Origin of the sequence: Bacillus sp. FSL M8-0063, assembly GCF_038005545.1 — a bacterium.
Classification (GTDB): Bacteria; Bacillota; Bacilli; order Bacillales; family Bacillaceae_G; genus Bacillus_A; species Bacillus_A wiedmannii.
In genome coordinates, this window is sequence record NZ_JBBOTJ010000001.1 from 2281853 (window position 1) to 2296149 (window position 14297).

7 protein-coding genes and 1 pseudogene are annotated in these 14297 nt (G+C 34.6%); 3 read left to right on the top strand and 5 right to left on the bottom strand.

Features of this window, described 5'->3' with window-relative positions; all coding sequences use genetic code 11:
* Positions 1 to 192 precede the first annotated feature (192 nt).
* Positions 193 to 279, top strand: a pseudogene (locus tag MKX31_RS11485) (DinB family protein); the annotation flags it as partial.
* Between the two features lie 154 nt (positions 280 to 433).
* Entirely contained in the window at positions 434 to 616 is a 183-nt protein-coding gene (locus MKX31_RS11490) for a hypothetical protein (RefSeq protein WP_000273229.1), read from the top strand.
* Positions 617 to 911: 295 nt separating this feature from the next.
* On the opposite strand, the gene MKX31_RS11495 is transcribed toward MKX31_RS11490, so the two are convergent.
* Together MKX31_RS11495 and MKX31_RS11500 are read right to left on the bottom strand one after the other, a co-directional pair.
* A complete protein-coding gene (locus MKX31_RS11495; protein ID WP_064475433.1) occupies positions 912 to 1589 on the bottom strand; it encodes an ABC transporter ATP-binding protein in 678 nt (225 codons plus the stop codon).
* An 11-nt stretch (positions 1590 to 1600) separates the two neighbouring features.
* On the bottom strand, positions 1601 to 3034 hold the full coding sequence (locus tag MKX31_RS11500; protein ID WP_064475434.1) for an ABC transporter permease: 1434 nt from the start codon (positions 3032 to 3034) through the stop codon (positions 1601 to 1603).
* 667 nt (positions 3035 to 3701) lie between these two features.
* Between MKX31_RS11500 and MKX31_RS11505 the strand changes: the two genes are divergently transcribed.
* On the top strand, positions 3702 to 4658 hold the full coding sequence (locus MKX31_RS11505; protein ID WP_064475435.1) for an alpha/beta hydrolase: 957 nt from the start codon (positions 3702 to 3704) through the stop codon (positions 4656 to 4658).
* Positions 4659 to 4744: 86 nt separating this feature from the next.
* Here the strand turns inward: MKX31_RS11505 and MKX31_RS11510 are convergent, their stop codons facing one another.
* From MKX31_RS11510 to MKX31_RS11520, 3 genes are read right to left on the bottom strand one after another with little or no spacing between them, the layout of a single operon-like run.
* Positions 4745 to 6199, bottom strand: coding sequence for a pyridoxal phosphate-dependent decarboxylase family protein (locus tag MKX31_RS11510; RefSeq protein ID WP_064475436.1), 1455 nt, complete (start codon positions 6197 to 6199; stop codon positions 4745 to 4747).
* 55 nt (positions 6200 to 6254) lie between these two features.
* The gene (locus tag MKX31_RS11515) at positions 6255 to 13265 is read right to left on the bottom strand and encodes an amino acid adenylation domain-containing protein (protein WP_340980861.1); all 7011 of its coding nucleotides are present in this window, start codon (positions 13263 to 13265) and stop codon (positions 6255 to 6257) included.
* 32 nt (positions 13266 to 13297) lie between these two features.
* Positions 13298 to 14275, bottom strand: a complete 978-nt coding sequence (locus MKX31_RS11520; RefSeq protein WP_064475438.1) for a SagB/ThcOx family dehydrogenase — start codon at positions 14273 to 14275, stop codon at positions 13298 to 13300.
* Positions 14276 to 14297: the final 22 nt, after the last annotated feature.

Sequence of the window (14297 nt, forward strand, 5' to 3'; positions counted from 1 at the left end):
CAAAATTCCGCTTAGCAGCAAATTAGATTCTCTTATTTGAGATGCATTTCATCTATGCAACTGAAAAGGAAGATGAAAAATGCATATTTGCCTCCATTTTTCAGATTAATTTGGAATTCTTTTATGATAAGCTATATGTAAAGATTAAATATAAAACATAAAGGATGATTCGTATGCAAATAAGACCAAAGGTCATACATCATTGCTGGTCATGAGCTTCATCATCTTCAAATTATAAAAGAACGCTATCTTGGTTCTAATGCATATCCAGCAAGTTAATACTTGAAGAAACATAATCTTATTTATGTAGGGCTCTTTTTCAGTATTTATAAAATTCACCACATAATATTAAGTTATCCCCTTGTATTCTGTACATAATTTTCTTCAGGCTGATATACTATAAACACAATAGTTCTGGAAAGGTTATGATGTTATGTATGAACAACAAAATAATAGAGATAGAGATCAAAAAATGATGTTTTCTATGCAGGGAGTTCCCTCAAATAAAATTAACATGAATCAATTACCTAAATGGATTAGAATTTTTGGCTATTGTGCGTTTGGTTGGATAATAGTATTTAGTTTAATTATGATTGTAGGTTTAATTCTGCAATAACTATACAGATACACAGTTAAACGGGACAGCATTTAGATTATATATCTAGGTAATGTCCCGTTTTTTATGTGTGATTATCCCATGATATAGGTAACCAATTATAAGAAAAAGAACTTGTAGAATATCCTACAAGTTCTTTTTCAAATATTATTAAAAAGGGAACAACAAACTATTTTAACATTCAGTACAGGGAGACCATTTTGATTATGGCTTGATTTTATTATAAATCAAATATAAGCTTTTGAACGAGCTAAATTTTGAAAATTATGTGAATTGAACAGCTACGATGTTTATATTAGATTTCATTTACGACCAACTTCTTCTTACTTAAATACACTGCACGATCTGATTTTTTAGCAACTTCCTGTGAGTGCGTCACAACAATAATGCATTTATTCTCTTTATGTGCAAGTTCTTGAAACAGTTCTATTATATCCATTGTGGTTTCCTCGTCGAGGTTTCCTGTCGGCTCATCTGCAATCAGTAAATCAACATTACAAGATAGTGCTCGAGCAATTGCTACACGCTGTTGTTGCCCACCACTTAGTTGCAGGACATTTCGTTTCGCTTCAGCTTCTGTGAGTCCTACTTTCTCTAATAACTCTAATGCCCTTACCGTCTTATTTTTCACTTTAACACCTGTAATTTCCATTGCTGTTAAGACGTTTTGAAGAGCTGTCATATAGGTAATTAAGTTATAAGATTGGAAAATTACAGATACATTTTGATTACGGTATCGATCCAAACCAATTTTTCTAATATCTTTGCCATTATACAGTACATAACCATTTTTAGGGACATCTAGTCCACAACCTAAACTTAGCGTTGTGGTTTTACCAGATCCAGATGGTCCTAAAATCGTGTAGAAATGCCCTTTTTGAAAAGAAAAGTTAACATTCTCTAGTATCGCTACATTTTTTCCATTACTTTCATAATAATAATCCAAATTTTTAAATTGTAAAATCGTTTCCATATTATGCCTCCTTATTCATCTTTTAAAAGAATTTGTTTTGGATTTAAACGTAGAATTGATAATGCTGGAAGAAGCGTTGCTATTATAGCAATAGCTAGTCCAACCCCCCCCATTTTCCCTACATCTTCTCCTGTTACACTTACATCAATTTTATCAATTGGATCTTCTTTTTGATTTTGTAGCGTACCACCAGGTCCAGACATCATTACAGTACTATTATTTCGCATGGTGTCCGTTTCTTCGCTTGTTGTAGCGATTTCACTCGAAAGTAAATTATCCCCGATATATTGAGAAACCTTAGCTCCTGTTGTTATGGATAATCCAAATGCTAAAATAGCGACACATACTACTTCTACTACGAACTGCGCCATCAGTTTCCATTTTTTCTCTCCAATAGATAACAGTATTCCCATTTCCTTACGACGTCCTTTAATTGATAGCATAATGATTAACCCTAATATAATCGCACCTGCAATTGATACAATATAAATAATCATTTGAGAAGTAGAAGAAATATTTTCGATAGGACCAATCATTTGTTTGTACAATGAATCATGTGCATCTAATTTATAATAATTAAAATCAATATTAGATTTTTTTGCTTCTTTTTTAAATGCATCAATATATTTTGGATCATTCAAGAAATACACGACTTGAACACTACTTATACCTTGGTCTACTTCTAATTTTTTCATAGTTGAATGCGGCATATATAGTTTATTAGCTGGATCCATAATAGGAGGAGCCTGTTGACCCATTGCTTGCTCATTCGTTTCGTAAATACCGATAATTTCAATCTCGAGGGTTTCCTTCTTATCCCCTGATTGCACTTTAACTTTGTCTCCTACTTTCAAATTGTTTAATTCCGCTAATCGTTTTTCCATTAAAGCTACATTCTGATCCTTCATTTGCTCTGTAATTGGTTTTCCATCAATGATTTTACTTTTTCCGTTTTTAAAGCTTTCTTGTAATGCAGTCTTGCGGACCCCCTCAATCATAAAAGAAGCATTCATATCTATTTCTGTACCAGAGCTTGAACCGCCTCGCACAGCCGCCATTCCCACTTTACCTTTTCCTTCTTCTTCTCCTTCTGAAGCTCCTACTAGTTTAAGTCCATCAGAAATACCGAAAGTGTTAGCTATGTAATTATAGTCTTTTACATACTTGGATTTCGCTAATTGATCTGTTTCTTTTGTTTTAAGCTTCGGTGGATTAGGCATCTCTCCAGTTTCTCGAGCTTGTTGACCTAATTTGTCAAAATCAAGACTTAAAGTAACATCTGCACCTAGTTTTTTTCTTGCTGCATCCGCAGCTTTTTTTGATGCATTTTGGATTGTGAACCCTGAAAGAACCAAATTTGTAACAATCAGAAAAACTGCCATCAAAATTAATGATGTTCCTATCCTTTTTTTCATACTGAGAATTGCACGTTTCATAAAATTCATTTTTTCTTACCTCCTTGATAACTTGTATTCTATATAGGTTATCTAGAGTCTATATGGAGCTAATCGGTAGTTTATCTAGAGATATAAGGAGTTTATGTGTAGTTATTCAATGACCTGGTCAAGAAAAACCGGAACACGAATCCAAAAACGTAATCGTTTTTGAATATTGGCAAGGAGGTTTTGGCCTTAGCTAGCATTGAATGAAAGCATACAAATCCATGCTTGAATCTACTCCTTTTTTAGCCAAATAAAAGGATTTTTTTTAAACAGTTATTTTAATTTGTACTGTTCTCCTATATTAATGCCTGCCCATGAGTATTTCCCTGAATTATATATTAAGGAATGAAAATGTATTAATTCATTCCGAGTATGAATTCAAATAGGTATCACTTGCAATATGTCATTAAAATAAAAGGATTATCACTTGGTTTAATTAGAAAACTAAGTGTACATAAATACAACGACATGAAAACACTTTGCTCCTAGATCCACTACTTGTATTATTGGTTACTTGAAACTCCTTCTTGAGAAAGGTTTTAATTTCCTAATATTCTGTTGACTGTTATCGCATATCCAATTTACAATTTAATTGTGATGTTCTTTCACAATTAAACTACTTAGAACACACTTCATTTATTTGAAAACAATTACAAATAGAGGTGTTAAAATGAAAACAAGAGTAAATCCAGAGTTATTACAAGGGTTAGAGATGTTTCCAGATCTCGATTTACGCCCGGAAAACTTGCAAGCAATCAGAGAAGGAATAGCTCAAATGAGACCACCTACCGTTGTTGATGACTCCCTTTCGTTAACAGATGAAGTCATTGTTGGACCAGATGCTAATTCGTTACCATTAAGAATTTATCGCCCAAAATCAAATCATGAATCTTTACCTGTCTTATTATGGATACATGGTGGTGGTTATATCTTAGGGTCTATAGATGATAACGATGATACTTGTATGAGGTTTGCAAAAGAAGCTGGCTGTGTGGTCGTATCTGTAGACTACCGCTTAGCTCCTGAACATCCTTACCCAGCACCAATTGAAGATTGTTATTCAGCTTTAAAATGGATTGCTGATAATGCAGAGTCATTAAACATTGATTCGAATCGAATTGGGGTTGCAGGAGTAAGCGCTGGAGGTGGACTAACAGCAGCATTATCATTATTAGCCCGAGATCGAAAATATCCTTCGATTTGTTTACAAATGCCACTCTATCCAATGATTGATGATCGAAATAATACACCTTCAGCCAATGAAATTAAAGAGGGATTTGTTTGGAATCAGAAGGCAAATGAAGCTGGTTGGAAAATGTATTTAGGAGAAATGTATGGAGCGGATCATATCCCTGCCTATGCAGCACCTTCTCGAGCAGAGGATTATAGTGATTTGCCATATACTTATACATTTGTTGGTCAATTAGATCCATTCCGTAGTGAAACATTGACCTATGTAAGCAAACTAGCGCAAGCTGGTGTTGATGTCGAATTTCATTTATATCCAAATTCTTATCACTGGTTTGAAGGATTAAATCCAAATGCCGATGTATCTATTTACGCTGTGAACGAAATGGTACAAGCAGTAAGGACTGGTTTCAAAAGAGTATCTAAGGTTGAGGCCTAATCCCTTTACAAGAAAAACACTCCGTAAATATAATAGCCGATTCTCATTTAGAATCGGCTATTAATATGTAAAATTCACCTAATATATCAAGGTTGAGAAACAGATATAAGATGTTTAGGCGATGTGTTTATTTCCTCTGCCAACGCCTTAATGCTCATCATGATTTGAAGTATTTCTTCTAATGTTGTCCTCGGGTTGATAGAGCAAAGTCGAATTACTACTTTTTCTTTTAATTTAGTCGTACTTAGCATAGCAAATCCTCTTTGATTAATTTCTTCCACCAGTTTTTTGTTTATTTCATGAATTGTTTCTGTAGACGTTCGCTTACAAGGAATATAACGAAAAGTAACAATTCCTAATTGGGCAGGTGTTACTACTTCCCAATCTTTTTCTTTCCTTAAAAACTCTTCAACTTGTTCAGCCAACATAATACCATGATCAATTGCCTCACGAAAAGCTGTGACTCCAAATGCTTTAAAAGAAAGCCATACCTTTAATGCCCTAAATCTACGAGAAAGTTCAATTCCACGCTCCCCAAAATTCACTTTTTCTTCTATATTAGTTTCCGTATCCTTAATATACTCTGGGATCATACGGAACGTTTCACTTAAATATTGGCTATTTCGAATAAGTACACAACCAACATCATAAGGCTGAAAAAGCCATTTATGCGGGTCTAATGTCAAAGAATCAGCACGATGAATTCCTCTTAATAACTCCCTTCCTTTTTCACTGAGAATTGCTGCAGCCCCATAAGCACCATCCGCGTGTAGCCATACATCTTCATCACCACATAGATCAGCCAATTCATCGAGGGAGTCCACCGCTCCGCAATTCGTTGTCCCTGCATTAGCAATAACACAAAATGGTTTTTTCCCTTTTAATCGATCTTCTTTTATTTGCTTTCTTAAAGTACTAACTGAAATTCTTAAATCTTCATCTGTTTCAATTCGGCAAATTTGATGATGTTTAAAACCTAATACTTTAAGTGCTCGATCTACAGAAAAATGAGTTTGGTTAGAAAAATACACAATGGCATTTTCTATGTCATTATTCAGCTTGACCTGTCTCGCTACAGTAAGTGCAGTCAAATTAGCCATGGAACCGCCACTGACAAATAGCCCTTCAGCTGAATCAGGGAATCCTAGCATTGATTTTAACCAGTTGATTGTCGTTAATTCAATTTGTTCAGCACCTGCACCTACTATCCAAGCTGTAGGAAATACATTAAACCCACTTGCTAAAAAATCTGCTACTACACCAACATAATTATTAGGACCTGGCACAAAAGCCATAAAATGAGGATGATCCACATGAGTAATTTGATTAAACACATTGTTATTAAGAAAATGAAGTAACTCTTTTGGATTGGATCCGTTTTCTGGAATCGTTTCAATTAGCTTGTCTCTAAAAATATTACTATCAATCGTTTCCGAAACTGGTTTACTTTTTAAATGATTCATATGATCAACAATCAAGTCCACCGCTTGATATCCTAACTGACGCATCTCTTCGGCTGATAACTGCAAGTTTTTTGTCATTTGGTTTACTCCTATTCTATTTAAAAAGGCGAGTTCTTGCTCGCCTTTTCATTTTTTATAATTTGTAATCACCGATTGCCTGTATTGGATTTTGAAGAATCCTATTGATTAACTGATGGATGTGATTCAATATTTCCTGTATTTTCTCCGCTTCATATACGGATTGATCATATCCAAACTTTATTGTAAGTTTCTCTTCAGGGAAGCACATAATTCCATACTTTACATGAGGCTCATCAACAACTTCGTAATCTGTGATGGCAAAATTTCTGTTTTCATTTGAAGAAAAGATAGCTGAGTTAGTCGGATAGTTTTCAAAAACCCAAAGATGGTCAGTCAACTCAGTTTTTAATTCACTTTGTTTTTGTATATCAACATATGAATAGTATGCATACTCATTACATTTCAATGTTTCTAGTTGTACTTTTTGCAGGAAGTCCACAAAAGATTGCGTTTCTGTCCATGCTAGTCGGATAGGCAAAACATTTGTGAACAGACCGAACATATTTTCAATCCCTTCTACTTCGGGAGGTCTGACTGATACTAGATTAGGTAATACTACTTCTCTCATTCCGTTGTATTTGCCAAGCAATATTCCCCATACAGCTAGTAATGCCGAATTCATAGTTATATTGTTTTTAGTTACAAATGTCTGTAACTGATTAGTCAAATCCTTATCTAATATTAAATCCATAAATGTGAAATTTAACCCTTCACTTTGAGTTGATACTTTCTTTTTAGGAATACTAATTTTTCGATTGTATCCTGATAAATAATCCCGCCAAAAATGACGTGCTTTCTCATGATCTCGTGCTACAGTCCAATCTATGAATGTCTCAAAAGGTTTCACCATAGGTAACTCTGCCGTAGTTCCCGCATTTATTAATTCATAGAGCTGGAATAATTCGTCTATCAAAATGCTGACGCTCCAACCATCACATAATAGATGATGGGAACTCCAAACCACCTTATGCTCGTTATTTCCTAGCTGGAATATACAGAGACGGGTCATGAGTTCATCTTTTTTGAATCCTTGACTTGAATTTTCATTCATCCACTGGTCTAGGAATTCTTGCTGTTCTTGTTTCGTCATCTCAATCAAGTTTTTTATCTCTGAAATCATTTGAACATCGTGTAAAACAGCTTGCCAAGGTTGTGCTTGTTCATCTTGCACAATTATCGTCCTTAAAGAATCATGACGATCAACTAATTGTTGGAAACACTGAATAAAGAGATTAATATCCAGCTCCCCCTCAAGCGCCCAAATTGTTTGTTCGAAATATGCATTTGTATCAGGTTCAGTCGCAGCATGTTCATAAATAACTTCCTGGAAAGGTGCCAATGGGTAAATACGTTCTATTTTTATTTCTGGCATTTTTTCTTGTATTTTGATAAGTGTATGTTGATTAAGTTGTTTGTTTTTAACATTTAGTGATGTAATTTTATTATCATTCATTTTGTTTACATCACTTGTTTGCGAATTTGGAAGATGATCAAGCTTTTTAACAAATTGAACCATGTCTCCTAATATAGGAAATGAAAATAAATTTTTTGGCTCTAGCTCAAATCCTTGTCTATACAGTCTGACGGAAACTTGAATCGCTTTTATCGAATCTCCACCTAAGGAAAAGAAATGATCGTTTACTCCAATCCGATCTACTTTGAGTACTTCTTGCCAAACACTAGTTAATATTTTTTCCATTTCAGTTTTTGGAGCAATAAATACTTCATTTGTTTGTTTCTCCGGAGTAGGGAGCGCTTTTCTATCTAATTTCCCGTTTGGAGTCAAGGGCAATTGTTCCAAATAAACAAAATAAGAAGGAATCATGTAATCTGGCAAGTGATCTCGCAAATGCTTTCGTAGTTCTGTTGTGCTAATATTTTGCTCAGTTACCACATATGCGACTAAAAATTTTATACCATACTCATCTGTCTGATCAATCACTGCTGCATGTTCGACTTGTTTGTAAGTGAGAAGACAATGTGCGATTTCTTCTAACTCTACTCGATATCCTTGAATTTTAACTTGATAATCTTGGCGGCCTAAAAATTCAATATATCCCTCAGGATGCATTTTTCCACAGTCTCCTGTCTTATAAATAAGACCAAAATCAGAATGTGATACAAATGCTTCATTTGTTTTCTGTTCATCATTTAAATATCCTTTAGCAAGGCCCACTCCCCCAATATATAAATCTCCAATTACACCAACAGGGCACATTTTCTTTTCATAGTTCAACACATAATACGTTTGGTTTGCCAAAGGTATCCCGTATGGAATACTCTTCCAATTCGATTCCACCTGTTTGACCGGATAATAAATTGACCAAATCGATGCTTCTGTTGCTCCTCCGAGTGAAACTACTTCCGCAATCGGAAAATGTCGTTTTATTTTTTCTGGTAAAGAAAGTGGAATCCAATCTCCACTATGTAAAACTAAACGCAAGGAAGAATGTTCAAAATGAGAACCTACTTGATCTAATGCCAAATCCATAATTGCAGGTACTGTATTCCAAATTGTAATTCCTCTACGTTCGACAGTACGGATTAATTCTTGCATGTCTCTTGGGTCACGAATCATTACCAACATTGCACCTGTGCTTAACGTTCCGAAAATATCGTATACAGATAAGTCAAAACACATAGAAGAAATACCAATAATACGATCATCTTCATTTACCTGATATTTTTGATTAATATCTTGAATGGTATTTGTAACCGCTTGGTGAGTAATAATTACTCCTTTCGGTTTTCCTGTACTTCCTGAAGTGTAGATAATATAGGCAAGATCTTCCGGACCAGCAATAGCAGGCATATCTTCTGTTGTATATAATGACAAGCGGTTTTCTGCATAAAGACTAGATTCTAATAAAAGTTTGCATGAGCTATTTTCTAAAATATATGTTTGGCGATCTGAAGGATGGTCGGGATCAATTGGAACATAAGCGGCACCTGCTTTTAAAATACCTATCATATTAGCAATTGTGTCAACTCGTCTTAGTGCTAAAAGACCAACTTTGTCACCTAGACCAATTCCTTGTTCTTTTAAAAAGTGCGCAACTTGATTGGAGCGCTTATGAAGCTCGGAGTATGTTAAGTAGTCCTGTTCAAAAACTACTGCTACTTCATCCGGTGTACGTTTTACTTGGTCTGTAAATAATTGATATAAAGTAGTCGACGGTATTTTTTCTGTTGTCTCATTGTATTGCTCAATTAAAGCATGGTCTGACTCTTTCATCTGCAAAGATGTTACGTCACTTTGTTTCACTAATTGTTCCAATAAGTCAACAAATTGGTGAAACATCGCTTCTATCACATCAACATCAAACAATTCTTCAACATAGTTCCAGCTAATTAATAACTCTCCATTTTTTTCAATTACCACATTATCCAAATACACTTGTGGAGTCCGAGCATGAATATGGCGAAGTGAACCAAGCTGTTCCCAAGCAAAAGCCCCCGCACCTGCTAACATCGAGGTGAAAACAATTGGCATAACTGCTTTTGGCGTCATTTGATGATATCGAGTAAAATCTCGAATGAAATTAACTCCATCGTAATGGCGATGTTCGAGACCATTTAATAAAGTAGATTGCGTTTCTTTTACTCTAGTAAAGAAAGATTGATCTGGATTCACATCAACATCCAACAAGATGAGTGAAGTGAAATCTCCCACAATTTGCTCTACTTCTTCATGAACAGGATAACGGTTAAATACAGTCAAATTAATTGCCAATCGACGTTGATTACTCCAATATGCCAATACATCACCATATATTGTACAAAGCAGAGCCGAAGGAGTTACTTCTTTCTCTTGTGCTAACTTTCGTAGCTTTTTCCATATTTCATTGTCCAGGATCTTAGTAAGTGATTGAAACTTAGGAGTAGCAATCTCTGCCGGATCCTTTTTTAACAGCAAAGAAGGCGCAAACGGAAAGGCAGGAAGCTTACTTGTCCAATAATCTTTTGCTGTTTTATATTCTGTACTTTGTTCCAGTTCATCATAGATAAACATGTAATCTTGAAAATCAAAAGATAGAGGTTCTAACCTTTGCTCTGGTTTATAATAATAATGAAACAAATCCTGTCCAACAATGTTCATACTAGCTCCATCCATTAATAAAGCATCGTATCGAAAACATAATAAATACGTGTCTTCTTTTACAAGAAAGGCTTTTAATTCAAACAAAGGCCATTGCCCCAAAGGGAATACATGGTTAGTCATTCGAGAACGTTCTTCTCGCAAGCGAGCATTTTGTTTCCCATCATCTAAATCTATGAGGCTCACTATTTCAATCTCGTAATCAGGAATATTTTCTAATATTTGCTGTTTTCCCTCTGGTAAAATTACAGCTCGCAACATTGGATGACGATAAATTACCTTTTGAAGACTTTTTGAAAGACGATTGATATCCAATTCTGTTTCATATTCAAAATATGTTTGAGGTGAAATACCACTTAATTCAAACTGTGAATTCCTTCCTAACATATACGCTGTCTGAACTTCTGTTAAGGGAAATGGCTTAGACAAATTTTTAACATGAGTTGGTCTATTTTCAAACCTTTCCTCTTTATGCTCTACCTCTATACAAGAACTAAGTTGAGCAATCGTAGGGTGCTTAAAAAAATCTGTTGTACTTATTTTCAAACAGTCTTTTCTTAATAAATTTATTACCTGTAATGCTTTAATCGATTCTCCTTTTAGTGCGAAAAAATTATCATGAATACCAATTCCCTCAATCTCCATAACTTTTTCCCATGCATGCACCAATTTTTGTTCAATTTCATTGCGCGGGGCAACGTATGGAATTGATACATAATCTGTTTGTGTTATCTCTAATAACCTTTTCCTATCTACTTTCCCATTTGGATTCAACGGAATCTCTTCCACCTGAATCATTTTTTCAGGAATCATAAACTCAGGTAATTTATCACTTAAATATTTTCTGATTTCATCAAAAGAGACCTTATTATCCGATACATAGTACGCAGCTAATAATTTCCTATTTCCATATACTTGATCAACAACGATAGCTTGGTTTATTTCTGGATATTCCCTTAACTGGCTTTCGATTTCTCTTAATTCAATCCGATATCCCCGAATTTTTACTTGATGATCCATTCGACCTAGATATTCAAGTTCTCCATTAGGCAACCAACGAACGAGATCACCCGTATGATACATCATTTCTCCTGCTGTAAAAGGACTCGGTACAAACTTTTCATCTGTCAGTTTAGATTTCCCAAGATACCCTCGTGCTACCGCCACGCCACCAATGCAGAGTTCACCCGGAATTCCAAATGGTTTTAATTGACCATACTTATTCAATATATAGGAATGATAATTCGGGTTGGGACTTCCAATCGTAACTTCTTTGGCAGAGCTCAAATCCTTTACTGTTGCACAAATGGTTGTTTCTGTAGGACCATAAATATTTAAAATTGTCGCTTCACTGATGCATCGGATTTTTTCAACCAAATCAATGGAAAATGCTTCTCCTGCTAACAAAATAGATTTTAAATCTTTTAGAAAACTTGCCCCTTCTGGATCACTCAAAATCACTTCCATTCGCGATGGCGTTGATTCCCATAAATCCACCTTATGTTCTTTGACCAAATAAGCTAATTCTTTTGTTGCGAACTGATCCTCTGTAGCAATAACTACTTTCGAACCTTGTGTTAAAGGCAGACATATTTCTAACAAGGAGATATCAAAAGATACACTAGCAAGAAACAAGAATGACTGATTATCTTTTACTTTTTCTCTCATTACACTTAAAAAATGGACAAGCGATTTCTGTTCCACCATTACTCCTTTTGGATTTCCTGTCGATCCTGATGTGTAAATAACATAAGCCAAATCATTAGGATGACTTTCTCGAACTAAATTACTTTCTTCACCTTGGAAGAAATGCCCCTCATCAAGATACAGCACTTCACCCGCAAATTGTGGCAATTCTACTTCTGTTCGCTTGCTCAGTAAACATTTTGCTTGACTATCTTGTAACATATATTCAATTCGTTCAGTTGGATAGTTAGGATCGATAGGTAAGTAAGCTGCTCCTGCTTTTAAAATCCCCACCATGCCAATGATCATTTCCAATGAACGATCTACCATAACCCCAATAATACTTTCTTTCGAAACACCTTTACTTTGAAGAATAGAAGCCAATTGATTTGCTTTCTTATTCAATTCTCTATATGTCAAAGATTGATTATTACAAACAACAGCAATTTGATCTGGGGTTTTTAACACTTGCTCCTCAAACAAATCTTGAAATGATTGAGACGATTCTATGTCCGCCTGACCTTGATTCAATTCTTCTAGCAATTCTTTCTCTTCTTCTGAAATGATACAAATATCTTTCACAGCCAAATTCGAATTTGTTGACACTTGCTTTAAAACATAAAGATATGAATTTGCAAACTGTTGCAAAGAAGAAAATGAATGAGACTTGAAAGAAATTTGAATTTCAAATTCATTATGTATTTCATTCCATTTTCTTTGTATCCAGATGGCTAAATTATTCTCTGCATATTCTTCTAGCAAATTTTCGTTATGTAATCCTTCCATCCCAATAACAATTTGAAAAGGAGTTAAATTGTGTTTAATTAATAATTCAGAGAGCGGATACTCCTGATTTTCATACCCGAATAAAGTCTTTTGTTCAATCTGATTTACTACTTGTTTAAAGCTGTGATGCGGATGGATTTCATTTCCTAAAGGAATCAATTTATTAAGATTCTCGCTTTGTTCAATATTCTTTTCAATTACAGGAATACCAATAGTAATCCTTTCTTGATCTGTATAGTGTGCCAAACAAATCCTTAACGCGGCCTGTAACCAGCTAAATAATAATAAATCTTGAGACTTAATTATTTTTTGTATACTTTTACTAAACTCTACATTCATTATGACTTGAACGTGCTCGCAAGGATTTTCTTTATTTAGTTGGTAACCGCTATTAAATACAGAAAAATCGAGAACCTCGGAAGATAACTGCTCCTTCCAAAACGCCTCTACCCCTTTATTTTCATGAATCGAACTTCGATCTTTAATGTGCATTTTTATCTTTATCCCCCTAATATTCATTTCATCTATTCGTTAATCTTCAGACCAATTTCAAGCCCATGGAGAAATACTTGATGATTATCCAAACATAAAAACTGCTGAATCTCTTCAAATTTCATATGACCAACTGAACAAACGCCTAAATTCAATGTCTCAGCCACCATATTTAAGGTAGCAGTGATAATACCAGACTCAATACAAGCAAATAAATATCCATCTGAACCGTATTTCGGGATGGAAGCGTTCGCATTATAGACCAAATAAACTGAAAAGGCAGACTGAGTAAATAAATCTTGGTTAATTAACTCATGATCACTTTTGATTACTTGATCAATATTATTTACAATCACAAGACAGTTTTTTGATGGGTTATAATAATAAAACCCAGCTTTCATACCTTCTATACGTTTGGGTTTTATATAAACAAAGATATCAATAGGGTAGAGTCCGCCTGCACTTGCGTAATGATAGTATATATTTTCTTTCCTAACCTGTTTTAGAGTTGATATGAATTGGGAAAATTCTAAAAAACTAATATGTTTTTTCATATCAAATTGGCGACAAGACCTACGTTCCTTGATTATAGTGGGTAGATCATTTGTTGTTTCAAGTTGAATTTCGGTTGACCGCACAGCATGGTGCGTTCGATTCAATTGTTCACTCATATACTTATCTAAATCTTCTTTAGAAAAGCGAATCTGGTTGCTATATGGATTTGGAAAAATCTTTTCTTGTGTGGAAAATACTTCTCTTGGCGGTAATATGTTACTTACTAACACACGATTTTTTATCATAAGCTCTATTGTTTTTTGTGTCTCTTCTACATTTCCTAAAGAAAAGCGTTCTACTAGTTCACTAATTTTCACACCTTTTTGAGTCAAAAAATAAAACTCAGGAAACCACTCAGACAGAACGCCTGTAAATCTCATTTCCCCTATCAAAACTTCATTATGCAACTTCTCCCAATGTTTAATAGGAGACCAATAATAAATTTTCTCGCTCATATAACCCTCCATAAACTTTTAA

What these genes read in the sequence shown, in the direction of transcription:
- MKX31_RS11490 (WP_000273229.1), top strand. Translation starts at nt 434, where the DNA reads ATGTATGAACAACAAAATAATAGAGATAGAGATCAAAAAATGATGTTT.
- MKX31_RS11515 (WP_340980861.1), bottom strand. Translation starts at nt 13,265, where the DNA reads ATGCACATTAAAGATCGAAGTTCGATTCATGAAAATAAAGGGGTAGAG.
- MKX31_RS11500 (WP_064475434.1), bottom strand. Translation starts at nt 3,034, where the DNA reads ATGAATTTTATGAAACGTGCAATTCTCAGTATGAAAAAAAGGATAGGA.
- MKX31_RS11510 (WP_064475436.1), bottom strand. Translation starts at nt 6,199, where the DNA reads ATGACAAAAAACTTGCAGTTATCAGCCGAAGAGATGCGTCAGTTAGGA.
- MKX31_RS11495 (WP_064475433.1), bottom strand. Translation starts at nt 1,589, where the DNA reads ATGGAAACGATTTTACAATTTAAAAATTTGGATTATTATTATGAAAGT.
- MKX31_RS11520 (WP_064475438.1), bottom strand. Translation starts at nt 14,275, where the DNA reads ATGAGCGAGAAAATTTATTATTGGTCTCCTATTAAACATTGGGAGAAG.
- MKX31_RS11505 (WP_064475435.1), top strand. Translation starts at nt 3,702, where the DNA reads ATGAAAACAAGAGTAAATCCAGAGTTATTACAAGGGTTAGAGATGTTT.